A 15,234-nucleotide genomic window follows, 5' to 3' on the forward strand; every position below is an offset into this window, starting at 1 on the left:
AGTCACAAGTCTGGGCCAACTACTTGTAGACCAAGGCGCCGAGGCCTTTCAAGACTGCTGACAGGGCAGTCGGTCGAACTCCTTGTCAAACTGGCTTCCTCCCCTTGGGAGTGTCAACGCCGAGACAACTCCGGTGAGCCATGAGTTGAGAGGGCGTGTCGGTTAGATCCGCGCCCTCGAACCATATTCGTACTAAATGAAAACTCTTGGGAATGCTCCTACATCCCCTTTTGGCTGAGTCCTTGAAACGCTCAGCCTTTTTTCTGCGTTTCATCCAGTTCCGTTTCACTCGCCGTTAATTCATCAAACAACTTCGCCCATAGGAGATTCCATGGCACGTATCGTTATGCGTGCATGTCGCAACCCGTCATGCACTAAAGGGGAGTTCCCCAGTTCCACCGCAAGAGCGGCTTACTGTTCATCAGCTTGCCGATTAATCCACCACAGACACCAAAAGAAAGAACAACAATCCCAAACCCAAGAGGTAATACCAATGGCTACACCGTCCCAACTATTCCAGCCAGATGCAGCGCATCTAAAACGTCTACAAGACTTCGAAGTAGGTCAGTACAACACCCGCACCCAATGTAATATCCAAGGCCGAGAACAGCTTGGCATTATGGAAGAGTTTGAGGTGCAAGGCTTGCAACAAGCCCTCGACAAGTACGCAGAACTCACAATCGTTCAACATTACACCGCAACCAGTGAGATTGCCCATCTGCCGAAACTGATTGCAGGGCCAACAGTGGATTGGGTAATCCTCTCGTTGCGTAAACCAGAATCACAAATCGAAAAAGAGATCGCTCAAATCAAGTCTCAAGTTGAGCAGGATTATTTGCAACGCTTGGAAGCTGACAAAGCAGCGTGCGTGGCTAAGGAAGTTGAATCGCTCTTGGCTGGCGAGAAGCGCAGGAAGCAACAAGCTGAGTTGGATGCCAAAGCAGCACAAGAAGCCGAGGAATACGCTCGTGTTGAATCTGAAGTGTTGGCAGCTCTTGGAGGCAAACAATGACCGATAAAATCGATCCAGCTACTCTATCGGGTACGGAGTTGCTACTGCGTGAGAAGTATGCCAAAGATACACTTGCTACAAGCCCCTCAGAGCCCCCTGTAGATGCGGTAGATGAAGAAGCTTCGGAAGAGGATGTAAACGCATTTAAAGCGGCTCTGGAGCTACTTGCAGCCAGAGATCGTGCCGCGAAAATGATTGAGATGGCTAAACAAGCCCATAAGAACAAAGGAAAGCAATGACAGAAACTGGTACACCGATTCAAGAGCTGAAAAAATCTCCGCAACACCACAGCATCACCCACATGACAAGTCCCAAGATTCGCCTCTTCGCCTGCGCTATGGGTCAATGGCTTCGTAAATGTCATGGTTTCGACATCGATTACTCTTACCGCTGGGTTAAAACTCAGGATGGATCTATCTACTTCGCGTTGTCAGGTTCTCGCAGTGTGCAAACTGTCTTCGCCGATTATCTAGAGAATAATCGAGGAAATTACTATAACAGTGCGACCGTAACTCAATACGGAAACAACTCAGTTGCATTCAATCGTGCATTCGATAAGTTCTTGGAGCTGAAACGTGGTCTCGGTGCTTACGGTGAAACGAAATGAGTTCCCATCAAGATGTAATCGCTCAACTGATTGGCGTCTTAAGGTTCAACGTTGATCCAAGTGGCTTGCAACGTTTCACGGCGATGATGAGAACTGCTGAAAAACAAATGACCCAGTTTGGTAAACAAGCTGACGCACTTCAACGCAAGCTCAGTCGTAAATTTGGTATCACTACAACTAGTGCTGATAGAGCGAAACTTGATGGTGCTATCGAGAAGTCACTACAAAAAGAGATGGCGACTAAACAGAAGCTTGCGAGAATGCAGCATGCACAGAATACTGCCGCCCTCAGTGCTCAAAGACTAGTTGCCACAGGCAAAAAAGAAGAAGCGTTCCTACAAAGTGCATCTTTGAAGCAGCAAGTTACTTCGGCAATCCTCGCTGCTAAACAACAGAAGGTGCAGCAGGAGCTTTTGAAAACAAAGTTGGGTGAGCACAAAGTTCAAGCCGCGTCGGAACAGTCGCAAATTCGCCAAGCTCGTTACGCAGACATTTTGCTAAAACGTCAGGCTCAGACTGTACGACTACAGCAACAGGCTGCAATGCACCAAACCAAGTACCAGCGTGCAGAACTGGCGCTGAGCAGTGCCCGTGCCAGTGGTGTCAGACAGGCGGAACGTCACAAGGCTTCCAAGCTGGCAGCCGCTGCTCGTGAAGCCCGCGCCCAGATGACACAGGATCGAGCAGCTAAGCGTTTTGATTTTTCAGCAGAGCGCCATGCCGCTTGGCAAGCCAAACAGGCTCAACCTGAAAGCACCGGGTTCGGTGGTCTTGCCGTGGGCTTTTCGGCAGCGTCAGCGGCGGTGTATGGCCTTGTTAAAGGGCTTGGCTACCTGAATGAGCGCATTACCAAGCGTCAGGAAGTTGCATCGGACAATCAACAGTTCGATAACACCCTGTTGGCCGCTGGGAATAACGACGCCGAAAGAGCACGGATTAAACAGGCGTATATCGACAATAGCCAAGAGTACGGAATGAAGATTGATCGTGAGTCCGCCGTTGCTTACAGCAACATGATTCAAGGTTTCCGTGCTCAAGGGAAGTCGCTTGAACAAGCTATCCAGTTGCAGAAAGATCAAGCCGCCGTGTTCCGTATCGGTAACTTGGACAAGATGCAACAGTACAGTGCTGCCTTGCAACTCAATCAGGGTTATTCAAAAGATCGCTTCATGGGCCAGGATCTACGCCCACTAACTGACGCTCTCGGTACTCGCCTAACTACGATCCTGTATCGAGCAATTGGTAAAGCGCTTGGTTACAAGGGCGATCAGAACAAGCTCGCTGGTTTCGTTCTTGAGGCTCAGCACGACGGTAAAGTAAACGGTGCAATGGTTCAGCAAGGGCTGCGTGACATTGTCGCCCAATCTCCTGAACTCCTTGAACGTCATAAACGTTCATTGGATGCTCAAACTGTGAGAGTAGAGAATGATCGATACTTGCAGAATGAGTCAGTGAACAAAGATCCCGAGTTGATCGAGGCGCTGGGTCTTCGTCTAACTGCTGAGAGAGAATTGATTGCCAGCACTAAGGGATTGTCTGAGTCTTTCCGTAACTTTGATACCGGCCTTGTAAAAATGCAAACTGGGATTCTTCGTCTATTGGCCGGGAAGAACGCCGACGATACAGATAAGACTCCTGAACAGCGTGCTCAAGATATTGGTAGTGCTGGATTCCCTGAGGGGATTGCCATTGATCCAAGTGTAATGGGTTCTCCAGCGCCGGGAGATGGTAAGAAAGTGAAAGATCCGGTCGATAGGTTTTATCGCTGGCTATTCAATCAACCAGATTACTCCGAAGGGCCAGCAAAGGCACCTATGTTGAATTGGACGCTTACTAGTGTGGCGGGCCTCAAGTTTCCGCCGTTGGACATGTCCAAGTTTGGAGTTGCACCGCCAGATGAAACAGGGCAGATGCGTCAGTTCAGAATGCCTCCTGTATATACAGCAGCAGACATCATGGAGGCATCAGAACAGCAGCGCAAACAAACGTTGCTGCCAAGTGATTGGTTGTTGCCATCTGACCCTAATAGCGGCGTGATCAATAAGCCAACTGGAAACGTTGATCAATCAATGCACACAGACATCAAAGTGGACGTGACCGTTAATGCACTTGATCCAAATGGTAGAGAGCTTGGTAACGCTATCGGTGATGCTGTGTCTGAAAAGGTTGATGAAAAACTTAGCCAAATGTTGAGAACGGCTCGCGCTGCTCAAACGGAGGTGGAATGATGAAGGGCGTGATCTTAACAATCGCATTCGCCGCTGTACTGCAACTGCTGGCAGGAAGCTTATTCACTGGCTACATGGTCGAAAAGCTTAGCGTCGTAATGGAGCAACAATCAGAGTCGTTGAAGATGTACGTGGATGACAAGGATGTTTCCACGCGGCTGTACGTCGATCAGCAGAGTCGCGATCTATACAACGCAATGCAAGTTCAATTCAGCGATGAGCGTACCTCAATGAAGGCTTACGTAGAAAAGATCGTTGCGCTTCGTCTTTCCCAGCAAGAAAAGAAGTAACACCCACGTATGTATCTCGGATACGCCGAGTACATCGACTACAGGTCACGTCGCGTAAGGCGTGCAAGCCTTTTTCTTGTCACACCACCGTGTGCGTAAGCACACATCTAAATCCCATTTCACAGGAGACAATTGTATGGCGCTGCCATTCGAATTCAAATCATCAGGGGCGGCGTTAACCGCTGCCATGACCCTGATTGGAACAACACGTAAGAAGTTTGTGATCAAGCAGATCATTAACCCATTTGGTCAACTCCGTTGGATCGTCACACACCCAGACGGAAACCCAGCAATCCCATACGAGGTATTCACAGCATGAAGACATGCACATGTCGCCACTGCTCCACCAACTTTGTTACCGACAAGTTCAAACCGTTCTGTTCGCCGCTGTGCCGAATCACAGCTACAGCCCTAAATCCAGACAACAAGAAAACACACCAATCTTGCCCAGTGGGAGATACACCGAATGACCAATGCAACACCCGCAACACATAAGGCCGAGCGCCGTCCAAGATGTCCGCACTGCCGTAAACAGTTCCGCACCTCCAGTACCAAAGCCATCTTTTGCACTCGCATTTGTAAGGATCGCGCTACAGCAGCCAAGAAACGCACTGCATATGTAGCCAAGGCCACCGATAGCGCTTTCATGCAAACTCTTGCCTTTGAAGCTTCCCGTGCCGGTACATACGAGATCTTCACCTTTCACACCCCTGAATCACTGGCTGAGTTATATGGCCTGTACGTCCTCAAGCAACGTGCAAACCGCTTCGGCGATGCCAAGGATTACGAGCTGTCACACATTGCCCCATCACAAGGGCATGACATCGTGGGGCTGTACCATCCACAAAACCTGATCGTCGCCCCTAAGGCAATGAACCGCTCTCACGGTAACCAACACTTCGGCCACGGATTGAGCATTGATCGCAACAAGCTGAAACCACGCTACATGATTGAGAAGGGCACACCACAAGCCGACATCATCAAGGGGATCATCCAGTTCATCGGGCCTGATGTCATTGCCCAAGCGACGAAGCTTGCGGGCATCCAGCCACGTAGACGCGTCGCCATGCTCAGCTGGCTCCGTGAGCATTTGAACCCGCTCAACCCGCAACACCGTGACTGGCTGGACAACCTCGACACAATGCAGACAAAGGCTCTAACGGCATTGAAGGCGGTTGTGCAGGGGAAAGAAGCGAGTGATTTCAAAATCACCACCCGTGCCTACACCCAGCTTGAAGTGCTGCTCCTGGGACTGGAGCAACAAGCTCAATACCGCCCTGAGCTGATCGAGGCGAAAGACGCCGTTTACGCCGCCCTCAGCCATCTAATCAGTGAGAACTTCTCGTCGGAGTGGAAGCCCTACTGGAGTCTCATTCAGATGATCGAAGCCTTGAACAGTCAGCCATCAATGCGTGCCCATTTGGCAGCGCCAGAGCTGCTACAGGCCCTGTTCGATGTGTTGCACGGGAAAGATGTAGATGCCATTCGCCCAGTGCTGGAGGCCTTCGCAGAGCGTCACAGCGGAGCTGTAGAGCGTATCCCGCCATACAAGCCAATAGTGTTCAAGGCTCAGCGCCCGGTGCGAGTGGTGGCGACGGTGCAAAGCCCTGTCAGCGTTGCTGCTGACGCTCGTTCATTTGCTGACTGTCTGGATGGGGAAGGGCAGGATGATGTTCCAGCTTTCCTGCCGTTGTCGGAGCTGTATCAGATGGCTCCGCTTGCGAATCAAGTAGAACCTCTTCCATGGGACTGACCGGCAAGGGGCGAAAGCCCCGCCACACCCACTCAAGGGCGTACAACCCTCCGTAGGTGATCCCGGTTGCAATCACGAATCCCAGTAGGTAGCCCATCCCCGTTTCAGGCGTTGACGTGTCAACCGGGATCGGCGCATGTAGCGCCATCATATGGATGCACCAAATGCCTGCCCCAATGGAAGCAAGCCATTTCACCAGCGCCCAAAGCCTTTGCCATCCTTCTGCGTTCATACCAATCTCCAAGACTTCAATCACTCCTGCTCAGCGCTATTTGCCGACGGCAATAGGTCTGTTCCCGGTGCAAGCCACGCCATGACACCCCATACCGCCCTCAGCCGCACAGCTCCGGCGAGAACGATCAGAAGGGCTAAGTGTTTGGTTTTCATGGGTGTCTTTGCCAGTTAAACGAAGTGACTGAGAGCATTAAATCAGAATGTTAGTTCATGGGGCGAAACTCCCGCCATTACCACGGAAATCCCACTCAAAACCATGACAAAACCTATCGCACAAGTGGGTTTGATAGATTGAGTTGATTGTGAGCAGTGAGCTACACGCTAGTGTTTCCGGGGGCTGTAGGGCACGGGGTGTCAAGCTGGCGCTCGTGAGACTGCCCAAACTTTGGATATTGTTCAAAAAACGTAGTTTTAGCATGAAATCGCCAATTCTCACAGAATACACGCAACCTGCAACTCCAAGATCACAAGTTGACGCAAGTGTCAACCATTTCTCGCTTGTGGTATGCCATTTTCTGTGTGAGGCTGGCCCTGTGCTTCCTTCCTTTGGAGAATCCTCATGACCGACTTCACCCAGCAGCAATACCAAGAGACTCTTGCGGCAATCGCCAGCGGGGCGGTAACGGAGTGCATGGAGCCACACAGAGAAGCCGCCTGTGGAATGTTCCGCACCCTTCACAACGCTGGATACATCGACGGAACACAGGTGAGCACTCTCGATAGATTTGTCCTTGTAGACATGGCTCTCACTCCTACCGGCCACCGTTGCCTTGCCGCATTTAGTGGGTGCGATTAACGATTAGCGCGATGTACCGAATTGGCTATAGCTCAGGCAGTACCGCTAATCGGGTAGTTTCCTCCGTACCGAAATATCCCTTTCAAGACCCTAACCGGTACACCTATAATCGGTACATCCAAAACGGTATAGGGGGGATTTGAAATGTTCGTGCGTGCCTACCTGAGAGCTTCGACAGACACACAAGACGCTACACGTGCAAAAGAGCAGTTGAAGGAATTCGCTGCTGCCAACGGCCAGCGCATCGCAAGCTGGTACATCGAGAACGAATCAGGCTCAACTCTGCAACGTCCTGAGTTGTTCCGCCTGTTGGATGATTGCGAAGCTGGCGACATCCTGTTGATCGAACAGGTAGACCGGTTGTCCCGGTTGAATGACGCTGATTGGAAGAAGCTCCGTGCGATCCTCGACACCAAGGGTGTGCTGGTAGTGGCGCTGGATTTGCCCACCTCTCACGCCGCCATGCAATCATCCCGGAACGGTGACGACTTCACTGGCCGTATGCTGGCTGCGATCAACTCGATGCTAATGGACATGCTGGCCGCTGTTGCAAGGAAGGACTACGACGACAGACGCCGTCGTCAGGCTCAAGGTATCAAGAAGGGGCGGGAGGCCGGAGCCTACGCAGGGCGTCCAGTTGACGAGAAGCTGCACAAGCGAATCAAGGAATGTCTCGCTGCTGGCATGAGTCTACGCAAGACTGCGACAACTGTGGGTTGTGCTCTCTCCACAGTGCAGCGTGTTGCCTCAAAGGACTAGCCTCCAATGACTTCACCCAATGCCCGCCTTGAGCGGGCTTTTTATCGTCTATTGACGTGTAACAGCTTCGCATGATAGGTGCAATACATACTGTAAGCTCTTGAGAGCGCCATAGAGACGTTATTACTACAAGATGGCTACATGGGTAGCTGTAGGCTCTCACGGAGCCTTACGGAGCATTACAGGGGTGATCATATCAAATGAGAGCGGTTCTTATTTTGTAATCACTACGCATTACCCCTCACCCCTAGCGTTCCTGCTTGACGGCTCGGTGGTCGGACAGACCTCGCAGCTTATATTCCCGCCCTGAATCCTGAACACTCTTGCAAGTGGTCGAAATTTTCGGCGAAAAATGGGAATCTGAAAAATTGAGGTGGTGCTAACGCTTGCAGGGGTATGCATTTTTATACGCGATCATTGCGAGCGCAGCTGCTGGCATATGGAGTTGGTCGGGATTTTCGCGGAGATATTTCACAATGATTCTCGCCTTCTGGCCGTTGTTGATCCCAGTGTCTGGGTAACACGTCTTCAAGTTCGCAGGCAGCGAGTCATTGAGAATGAAAATTGAGCCTTCCACACCTTCAACGATGCCGGTGCAGTAGCCGATATCGAACGGGTCTACTTTCTTCTCGCCATCCAAGAATTTGATCACCACTTGGCAGGTGGTCAGTAACTGGTTTCCATCGCCCGCCAAGGCGACATTGCTCCCGATCAACCCTAGCAGTGCAATCGCCGCTGCTCTCCCTGCTTTCCCTGCTTTCATGGCAACTCTCTGTAGCGTGGGTGATTGGCTGAGCTTACATTCTCGTTAAGCACCGTGCCATCACGTCACACGTTGAACCTGGCCTATCCTTTTCTAATCGTTGGTGGCGCTACCACGATAGCCGCCCCGGTAACTTCCGAGACCGCCTTCACCAAAGTGTTGATAGACCACGGCTTGCCTAAGAATTTGATACCCGGTGGCATCTTCACGTAGCTCTCTGCCCAACCGCTGGTGACAATTGCAGAGATGGAGGGCCATTTGCTCCGTATCATTTCAACGAGTTCCGCCCCTTGAACAGAGCCCGGTAGTCCATGGTCGGCAATGACCAAAGCAAATTGGGCATGCGATTCCAGTAGGTGCATGAGCGCATCGTCTGCGTTCGAGAAGCCTTCACATTCGGCTCCCACTTCTTCCAATATGTCCGTCATGAGCGTACGAAGCATTTCTTCATCTTCAATGACGATCACTTTGCCATTGATAGGCGACAGCTTGTAGTTCACATCCACGGTGGTCATCCAAGCTTTTTCTAGGGTGGTCAGTGTTTCACCTTGGGTGCGCTTGGTCTACGCCTTGCGATTTAGATGGTCGCCGTAGCTGTACCCCAACGTCGGTTTCGTTTTCCTATCAGCTTCGTGGAACTGACTGAGGCGCAGGCTTATCCGGTTGTGTTCCACCTTGAGTGCAGCCAGCTCCTTGCTCAGCGTCTGGTGCATGACGATCATCCCGCCGATGGTTTGATGGGCGCGGCGTAGGTCGCGCCGGGGTCACCTCAAGCTCAGAGTGCAGCAAATCACACTCGTGACGGAGCATGTCCTCAACGGAGAGCATGCCCAGCTCAAAACCAGAATCATCGATCAAATCGTTTTCCATCGCACACACCAGATTCAAATAAAACACTGTATGTGCGTACAGTATCGTTTCGAGCGCGAGAGCATCAAGGAGGGCAAGACAGGCGGTGTGGCTTATGCACCAATCGTCTTAGAATTAAATTTGTAATGCTCTGGTGGAATAGAGTCGCATTATAAAAGGCGAAGCCCCGCTCTTGATTTTGCCCTTCACGTTGTCAGCGGGAGCTGACGTGTAATTCCCTGTGACCTTCGGTCACGAGTAACCCCTGACAGCGCTCGCTGTCGTTTCTGCACCCAAGACAAGATCAAGGGCAAAAGCTGCTTTGTGTAGATGGTGTATGTGGTCGAGGTGAACCCGTACCGTTGAGGTGTTCCCGCTGGGTGAGCCTTAGCTCAAAGGGAATACCACCGTCAGCGGCGCTGACGTTTCAGTTCTGGTGCGGCTGGTACTTTGATTTCCTTTATCCAGTGCTTCGCTGCCCGCTGCCAGTTTGGCGAATTCCCGTGCAGCTTTTGCAGTTCGTCAAACGCTTCCGATGCACTGTCGATTCGTATCTTCTTGTTCCTGTGGGTGATAGCGCCAATGATTGACGGCTCTGATCCATCAGCCGCAGTCACACTGATCAAATACGTTTCATTACAGCGTCCGTTCTTCCGAACAAAGATTTTCGTGCCTAGCCGTTTAGTCAGGTTGTTCGCTGCTGCACGTCCTTCGAATGATGTTACGTCTAGCTTCTCGAAGAAATCTGATTTGCTCACCACTCGGTCAACCGCCATTTGCTGACGAAGTGTGTCTTTCTCAGCGTCTACGGTTTCAAGCAGGATTTCCAACTCTTGCAACAGTTTCGCCGATCTCCTGCCGGGATGTTCGTTATGTGCATCCTCAGCGGCTGCAAGCTTGGCCCGTAGTTCTTCACTACGACCTTCCGCAACATCCAACTTCTTGCGGATTGCCCCTGAACTGCCTTGAACAAGGCTCAGGGAATCCAGCTTCGCGAGAATTTCCCGGAACACTGTTTCTGTCCGTGTGGCGCTGACAACTCCCGCGCTGCACATTCCACGGATGCTGTGGCTGCACTTGTAATATTTGTGGCCCCTCTGGCTTTGCAGGTGCATGGCAGCCCCGCAGTCGAAGCAAAAGAAGATGCCCGCCATTACGTTGAAGTTGGTCGTCTGTTTCGTGATCTTGTGCAGCCGCCGGGAGCCTCGTGCAGCCTGTGCCCGGTAGAAGGTTTCTTCATCCACTACAGCCGGGAAGAAGCCCTTGATGGGATCGCCATCTGGCGTCCTGACGCCATCGATGAAGATGTGGGGCTGATACTCGCCCAGCGTGGTGCGGCTATCTAGGATGTGGCGAACGGTGCTGAATCCCCAGAGGCCGGAGAAGTTCTTTCGGCCCGCAGAGAACGCCGGTATGCCTTCCTGATTCAGCGTGGCCGCAATGTTGCGTGATCCGTGGCCTTGCGTTGAGAGATCGAAGATCCGTCTCACCACTTGAGCGTGGTCAGGGTTGAGGGTGTAACCCTCCGGGGTGACATCCAGCCAAAGCGGCCTGAGCTTTCCTAGCGGCTTGCCTGTGGCACGAGCATCAGCCTGTTTCTTTCTCCATGCAGATGAAACCCGGCTTCCTTTGGTGGCGCTTTCTTCGTGCGCCCTAGACATGCTGATGATCGAAATGAACAGGTCGAGTTCGTTGTAGTCGCGGGTGTAAAGGCGCTTGTCCGTGCTGGTGTAGACGTTGATTCCCTTGGCGAGTAGATCGAGGAAGCGGGGTAGGGCATCCCGCACCTTTTCACGTGAAAGACGATCCAGTGACTCAACCACCAAAAAGCTACCGGGTGGAATGGTGCCGTCTTCTACGAAGGCGAGGAATCGCGCCAACTCGCCTGTGTCGTCTAGATGCTTTCCCTTGTAGGCGGAACGACCACGGTCGAAGAACAGATATTCAGTTGGGTCTGCGAGTTGTAGCCCGCGCTCTACAGCAAACTCCTTCGCGGCTCTCATCTGGCGGGCTTCGCTGTCGCCCGCTGACTGCTTCGCTGAACTGAAGCGGATATAACTGAACACCTTGGACATCGCACTACCTACTGATTCAAGATCCTTGTAGGTAGTTGTAGCAGCATTTCTTGAACTTCTGTCCGCTGGCGCATGGGCAGCTGTCATTGCGCCCCAGTTTCAATTGCACCGTCGGGTCGATGAAATACCAGCGCCCGGCGTTCTGCACAAACGAGGAACGCTCGCGATGGCTGTGCTCACCCTGATCGTCGTGCCAGCGCGCAGTGAAGGTGACGAAGGCGTGTTCCGGCTGCCCACCAAAGACTTCCGAACTCTCGACTTCCAGGCCGAGCCAGGTGCTCTGCGCGCTCCAGTTGCTGATCGACTGCCGATCCAGACCCGCTTGCTGAGCGGGCAGGGTGGTCGCCACCAGATAGTCGATCAGGCCCAGCACATAAGCGCTGTAGCGCGAACGCATCAAGGCTTCGGCACAGGGCGCCGGCAGGCCGTCGTGATAATGGCCGCAGCAGGCATCCAGCAGGTTGCCGCTGCCGCACGGGCAAATGGCTGTACTCATTGCATTACCACCAGTATTTGCCGAAATTTTCCGGATTGGCCCAGAACCGCGCGTTGAGCCAGTCGGGGACTTGTTTGTAGTCAAGCAGATCGTAGGTGAACAGGGTCAACACTTGATCGTCGCGCTGAAAACGTTCGCTGGCTTGCAGGGCCAGCGAATAGAAATCGGTTTCCTGCCAGCCGCAAGCCGACAGATCTGCCAGCACCGCGATGCGGCTGGCATTTAAATTTCGAATCCCGCCCAACAGATTCAGGCCATCGCGCTTGGGCAAATGTTCCAGGCAATCGACCACCAGCGCCAGATCAAAACGCTGCGCAGCCAGTTCGGCGGGCAACGCACCGGGGGCGGCGTGGGCGACAACGGAATCCGGGTGCGCCTCCTTGAAAGCAGTCAGGGCCGGGAATTCGCTGGCGCCGATCAACAGCAAACGCGCCGGGGCGTAGCGATCCAGCAATGCGGCCAACGCCTGTTGCGGCGTGCGGGAAGAAATGGCGACGTTCATCGAAGCTCCTCAATCAGACCGCCAAGACTAGCCTGCCTGATCACGCCCGCAAAGAGCCCTGTCCCGCGACTTTGCGGCAATTGCGGCGAAGTCCTGTGAACACGGTCGCAAACAGCAGTGGCCTATTGCTGGCGGAGATTAAAACTCCGGTCTTTACTCCCTGAATCGGTTTCAAGCCGATCCCTCAGGAGAAAACCAGATGAGCATAGTGCGGACAGCATTACCTTTGATTCTGCTAACCAGTGTGTTGACGGGTTGCGCAGGTTTGCAGAAAACCGACTGGCCGACCTGTGCGGCGGTCGGTGGTGTCGTCGGGGCCGGTCTTGGCGCGACGGAAAGTTCGGCGTGGGCGGGCTACGGCGCGCTGATCGTAGGCGGTACGGCAGCGGCGTATTGCTGGGTACATGGTGATGGCGACGAAGACGGCGATGGTGTGCCGGACAGCCGCGACAAGTGCCCGGGCACTCCAAAAGGCGTGCAGGTCGATGCTGACGGCTGCCCACCACCGGCTCCAGCCCCCGTGGTTGAAGAAGCGGTAGTGGTCAAAGAAGAAACCATCGTTATTCGTGATGTGCACTTCCAGTTCGACAAAGCCACACTGACCAGCCCTGACAAACAAGTGCTCGATAAAGTCGCGACGCGCCTGAAACAGGAATCCTCGACTGCACAACTGACCGTCACCGGTCACACCGACAGCGTGGGCAGCGATGCCTACAACAAAAAACTGTCGGATCGCCGTGCGCACTCGGTGGTGGAGTACCTGATCCAGCAGGGCGTGCCACGTGCCAGCTTCGTTTCGGTCTCGGGTCTGGGTGAAAGCCAGCCGGTCGCTGACAACAAAACGGCAGACGGTCGCGCGCAAAACCGTCGCACCGAAATCAAAATCCAACGCTAGCCCCCTCGCATCCGCGGCTTGTGCAGTCGCGGATGCGGGTCTTTACTCCTGTGTAACCGGTATGGGCCGGTGACACAGGAGCTTTCAAATGAGTGTTTTCTCAAGGTCCGTCTTGCCGGTTCTGCTGCTAGGCAGTTTGCTCACCGGTTGCGCCACGCACAGCGATGGCACTGCACCCCTCAATCAACGTACGTGGCCGGTCTGCAGCCTTCTTGGCGGCTTGGTCGGTGGCGGTCTTGGCGCCATTGAAAGTGGCGGCTGGGCCGGTGGCGGCGCAGCGCTGGGGATTCTTGCCGGCGGACTGATCTGTTACGCCCAGGATGGCGATGAAGACGACGATGGCGTGTTCGACCGCCGCGACCGTTGCCCCGATACGCCGGCCAATACCCCGGTCGATCACCGTGGCTGCCCGTTGCCGCAATATCCGGTCACCGAAAAAACACCGGAGCCTGTGCCGCAAACGGAAGTCATCACCCTCAGCGATGCCGGCGATGTCTTGTTCGATTTCGACAAGTCTGACCTGACGCCTTCGGCCAAAGCCCAGCTCGATACGCTGATGGACAAACTGCGTAATGCCGACGTGGTGAGCATCAAGGTCATCGGTCATACCGACAGCAAAGGTTCGGACGCTTACAACCAGGCGCTGTCGGAACGTCGCGCCAGCAGTGTCGCCTCGTATTTGCTGAGTCAGGGTCTGTCGCCGAATAAACTCACCAGTGAAGGGCGTGGCGAGAGTGAACCGGTGGCTGACAACGCAACCGATGAGGGCCGCGCGAAAAACCGTCGCGTGGAATTGCACATCAATCGTTAGGACGCGTCTGTAGGGCGCAGGCTAGAGCCGCCGGGCTTCGATCATCGTTGACCCGGCGGCCATTTGGCGACTTGTCTGGATTTTTTCTTTTCCCCTCTGGCTTATCCCCCGCAGAAGCCGTTACTGTGCGTCCAAAGAATAATTCGCAACACGGGGGAGCGTATGAAAGTGTTCTGGGGGCTGGGGCGGTTGTTGACCCTGCTGTTCTGCTGCGTGGTGCTGGCCAATCAACTGGTGCCATTCGTTCATCCGCTGCACCTGCTGGTCAATCTGGCTGGCGGTCTGTTGTTGCTGATCCACGTGCTCGAAGTGCTGCTGTGCAATCGCAGCCTCAAGGGGCGTCCGCACCCTTGGCGTGACCGTGGCCGCATCCTGTTGTTCGGCGTATTCCACCTGCAAACCATCCCGGCCCCGGCCGCTCCGGAGGCTTCTTCCCATGCGTAAACTCTGCCTGCTCGCTGCATTCATCAGCCCTTTGGCCTGCGCCCAAGTGGTGACGGTTGAAACCAACTCGCTGATGCGTCTGCCCAACACTACCAGCACCTTGCAACTTGAACGTCTGGACGTGGCCGATTACGGCACGTTGCTGATTCCATCGAATGTGACCGAACTGACCGTGGGCGAATTGCGTCTGGGTCATGAAGCACGCATCGCCATCGTCCCGGCCGAACAGGCGCTGGAGATGAAAGTGGCGCGCGCTGAATTGAGCGAAGGCAGCCAGATCACCGCACGCGGTGCTCCTGGTACTTATGAAAAAGCCGCGCGCGCGGGGCGCAATCTGAATCTGCAATTCAAAGCGTTGAACGCGCCGCAACTGTTGGTCGATGCCCGTGGTGGCACCGGTGCGCCGGGTTTTGTCGGTCTGGATGGCGGCAACGGTGAGGATCCGGGCTGCACTTATGGTTCGGCCGGGCATGGCTTTGATGGCAGTGACGGCGCTGACGGCCAACCGGGGGCACCGGGTGCGCTGGTGCGGCTGGAAGTGCCGCGCGAGTTTCCGGCTGAGCTGATCAAGGTCAATGTGACCGGTGGCAACGGTGGCCCGGCGGGTGTCGGCGGCAAGGCAGGCAAGGGCGGCAAGTCCAAGGGCTGCCTGGTGTATCGCGCCGATGGCGGCAAGAATGGCAAGGCCGGGGCGGATGGACAGCCTGGGCCAGTGGGGGC

General features: G+C 54.1%; 18 protein-coding genes. 12 read left to right on the forward strand and 6 right to left on the reverse strand.

What is annotated here, in order from left to right; genetic code table 11:
- Positions 1-331 precede the first annotated feature (331 nt).
- The 8 genes from GVL50_RS21640 to GVL50_RS21675 all read left to right on the forward strand — a co-directional run bounded on the left by GVL50_RS21640 (position 332) and on the right by GVL50_RS21675 (position 7,679).
- Entirely contained in the window at positions 332-1,012 is a 681-nt protein-coding gene (locus GVL50_RS21640) for a hypothetical protein (RefSeq protein WP_159815012.1), read from the forward strand.
- Positions 1,009-1,251: a hypothetical protein gene (locus tag GVL50_RS21645; RefSeq protein WP_159815013.1), complete on the forward strand. Its 243-nt coding sequence runs from the start codon at positions 1,009-1,011 to the stop codon at positions 1,249-1,251. Before GVL50_RS21640 ends, GVL50_RS21645 begins: the two co-directional genes overlap by 4 nt.
- Positions 1,248-1,619: a hypothetical protein gene (locus GVL50_RS21650; protein ID WP_159815014.1), complete on the forward strand. Its 372-nt coding sequence runs from the start codon at positions 1,248-1,250 to the stop codon at positions 1,617-1,619. Before GVL50_RS21645 ends, GVL50_RS21650 begins: the two co-directional genes overlap by 4 nt.
- Positions 1,616-3,847 (forward strand): hypothetical protein, encoded by a 2,232-nt coding sequence (locus GVL50_RS21655; protein ID WP_159815015.1) that lies wholly within the window; start codon positions 1,616-1,618, stop codon positions 3,845-3,847. Before GVL50_RS21650 ends, GVL50_RS21655 begins: the two co-directional genes overlap by 4 nt.
- On the forward strand, positions 3,847-4,137 hold the full coding sequence (locus GVL50_RS21660; RefSeq protein ID WP_159815016.1) for a hypothetical protein: 291 nt from the start codon (positions 3,847-3,849) through the stop codon (positions 4,135-4,137). Before GVL50_RS21655 ends, GVL50_RS21660 begins: the two co-directional genes overlap by 1 nt.
- Before the next feature lie 136 nt (positions 4,138-4,273).
- The gene (locus tag GVL50_RS21665) at positions 4,274-4,456 is read left to right on the forward strand and encodes a hypothetical protein (RefSeq protein WP_130926754.1); all 183 of its coding nucleotides are present in this window, start codon (positions 4,274-4,276) and stop codon (positions 4,454-4,456) included.
- 147 nt (positions 4,457-4,603) lie between these two features.
- A complete protein-coding gene (locus GVL50_RS21670; RefSeq protein ID WP_159815017.1) occupies positions 4,604-5,890 on the forward strand; it encodes a hypothetical protein in 1,287 nt (428 codons plus the stop codon).
- 1,174 nt (positions 5,891-7,064) lie between these two features.
- Entirely contained in the window at positions 7,065-7,679 is a 615-nt protein-coding gene (locus GVL50_RS21675; RefSeq protein WP_159815018.1) for a recombinase family protein, read from the forward strand.
- Positions 7,680-8,058: 379 nt separating this feature from the next.
- Here the strand turns inward: GVL50_RS21675 and GVL50_RS21680 are convergent, their stop codons facing one another.
- The 6 genes from GVL50_RS21680 to GVL50_RS21705 form a co-directional block, all read right to left on the reverse strand.
- Positions 8,059-8,442: a Rap1a/Tai family immunity protein gene (locus tag GVL50_RS21680; RefSeq protein WP_159815019.1), complete on the reverse strand. Its 384-nt coding sequence runs from the start codon at positions 8,440-8,442 to the stop codon at positions 8,059-8,061.
- Positions 8,443-8,525: 83 nt separating this feature from the next.
- Entirely contained in the window at positions 8,526-8,957 is a 432-nt protein-coding gene (locus GVL50_RS21685) for a response regulator (RefSeq protein WP_256671922.1), read from the reverse strand.
- Positions 8,958-9,005: 48 nt separating this feature from the next.
- The gene (locus tag GVL50_RS21690) at positions 9,006-9,155 is read right to left on the reverse strand and encodes a hypothetical protein (protein WP_159815020.1); all 150 of its coding nucleotides are present in this window, start codon (positions 9,153-9,155) and stop codon (positions 9,006-9,008) included.
- Between the two features lie 546 nt (positions 9,156-9,701).
- Entirely contained in the window at positions 9,702-11,366 is a 1,665-nt protein-coding gene (locus tag GVL50_RS21695; protein ID WP_159815021.1) for a recombinase family protein, read from the reverse strand.
- Between the two features lie 16 nt (positions 11,367-11,382).
- Positions 11,383-11,862: a YchJ family protein gene (locus GVL50_RS21700; RefSeq protein WP_159815022.1), complete on the reverse strand. Its 480-nt coding sequence runs from the start codon at positions 11,860-11,862 to the stop codon at positions 11,383-11,385.
- A 4-nt stretch (positions 11,863-11,866) separates the two neighbouring features.
- Positions 11,867-12,364, reverse strand: a complete 498-nt coding sequence (locus GVL50_RS21705; protein WP_159815023.1) for a DUF6231 family protein — start codon at positions 12,362-12,364, stop codon at positions 11,867-11,869.
- A gap of 199 nt (positions 12,365-12,563) precedes the next feature.
- On the opposite strand from GVL50_RS21705, the gene GVL50_RS21710 reads away from it, so the two are divergent.
- From GVL50_RS21710 to GVL50_RS21725, 4 genes are all read left to right on the forward strand, one after another.
- The gene (locus tag GVL50_RS21710) at positions 12,564-13,259 is read left to right on the forward strand and encodes an OmpA family protein (protein ID WP_053117794.1); all 696 of its coding nucleotides are present in this window, start codon (positions 12,564-12,566) and stop codon (positions 13,257-13,259) included.
- Between the two features lie 88 nt (positions 13,260-13,347).
- Complete coding sequence (locus GVL50_RS21715; RefSeq protein ID WP_053117796.1) at positions 13,348-14,070, forward strand: OmpA family protein; 723 nt, start codon at positions 13,348-13,350, stop codon at positions 14,068-14,070.
- Positions 14,071-14,232: 162 nt separating this feature from the next.
- The gene (locus GVL50_RS21720; RefSeq protein WP_053117797.1) at positions 14,233-14,514 is read left to right on the forward strand and encodes a DUF1145 domain-containing protein; all 282 of its coding nucleotides are present in this window, start codon (positions 14,233-14,235) and stop codon (positions 14,512-14,514) included.
- Positions 14,507-15,234, forward strand: a 728-nt coding sequence (locus GVL50_RS21725) for a collagen-like protein (RefSeq protein WP_159815024.1), incomplete at its 3' end; no start/stop codon positions are given. The genes GVL50_RS21720 and GVL50_RS21725, both read left to right, overlap by 8 nt.

This window comes from Pseudomonas sp. 18058, assembly GCF_902706155.1.
In the GTDB taxonomy this organism is placed as follows: domain Bacteria; phylum Pseudomonadota; class Gammaproteobacteria; order Pseudomonadales; family Pseudomonadaceae; genus Aquipseudomonas; species Aquipseudomonas rustica.

Coding starts and splice junctions, on each gene's coding strand:
- GVL50_RS21640 (WP_159815012.1), top strand. CDS start 332: ATGGCACGTATCGTTATGCGTGCATGTCGCAACCCGTCATGCACTAAA.
- GVL50_RS21645 (WP_159815013.1), top strand. CDS start 1,009: ATGACCGATAAAATCGATCCAGCTACTCTATCGGGTACGGAGTTGCTA.
- GVL50_RS21710 (WP_053117794.1), top strand. CDS start 12,564: ATGAGCATAGTGCGGACAGCATTACCTTTGATTCTGCTAACCAGTGTG.
- GVL50_RS21695 (WP_159815021.1), bottom strand. CDS start 11,366: ATGTCCAAGGTGTTCAGTTATATCCGCTTCAGTTCAGCGAAGCAGTCA.
- GVL50_RS21690 (WP_159815020.1), bottom strand. CDS start 9,155: ATGCACCAGACGCTGAGCAAGGAGCTGGCTGCACTCAAGGTGGAACAC.
- GVL50_RS21715 (WP_053117796.1), top strand. CDS start 13,348: ATGAGTGTTTTCTCAAGGTCCGTCTTGCCGGTTCTGCTGCTAGGCAGT.
- GVL50_RS21705 (WP_159815023.1), bottom strand. CDS start 12,364: ATGAACGTCGCCATTTCTTCCCGCACGCCGCAACAGGCGTTGGCCGCA.
- GVL50_RS21680 (WP_159815019.1), bottom strand. CDS start 8,442: ATGAAAGCAGGGAAAGCAGGGAGAGCAGCGGCGATTGCACTGCTAGGG.
- GVL50_RS21720 (WP_053117797.1), top strand. CDS start 14,233: ATGAAAGTGTTCTGGGGGCTGGGGCGGTTGTTGACCCTGCTGTTCTGC.
- GVL50_RS21665 (WP_130926754.1), top strand. CDS start 4,274: ATGGCGCTGCCATTCGAATTCAAATCATCAGGGGCGGCGTTAACCGCT.
- GVL50_RS21650 (WP_159815014.1), top strand. CDS start 1,248: ATGACAGAAACTGGTACACCGATTCAAGAGCTGAAAAAATCTCCGCAA.
- GVL50_RS21670 (WP_159815017.1), top strand. CDS start 4,604: ATGACCAATGCAACACCCGCAACACATAAGGCCGAGCGCCGTCCAAGA.
- GVL50_RS21700 (WP_159815022.1), bottom strand. CDS start 11,862: ATGAGTACAGCCATTTGCCCGTGCGGCAGCGGCAACCTGCTGGATGCC.
- GVL50_RS21685 (WP_256671922.1), bottom strand. CDS start 8,957: ATGACCACCGTGGATGTGAACTACAAGCTGTCGCCTATCAATGGCAAA.
- GVL50_RS21660 (WP_159815016.1), top strand. CDS start 3,847: ATGAAGGGCGTGATCTTAACAATCGCATTCGCCGCTGTACTGCAACTG.
- GVL50_RS21655 (WP_159815015.1), top strand. CDS start 1,616: ATGAGTTCCCATCAAGATGTAATCGCTCAACTGATTGGCGTCTTAAGG.
- GVL50_RS21675 (WP_159815018.1), top strand. CDS start 7,065: ATGTTCGTGCGTGCCTACCTGAGAGCTTCGACAGACACACAAGACGCT.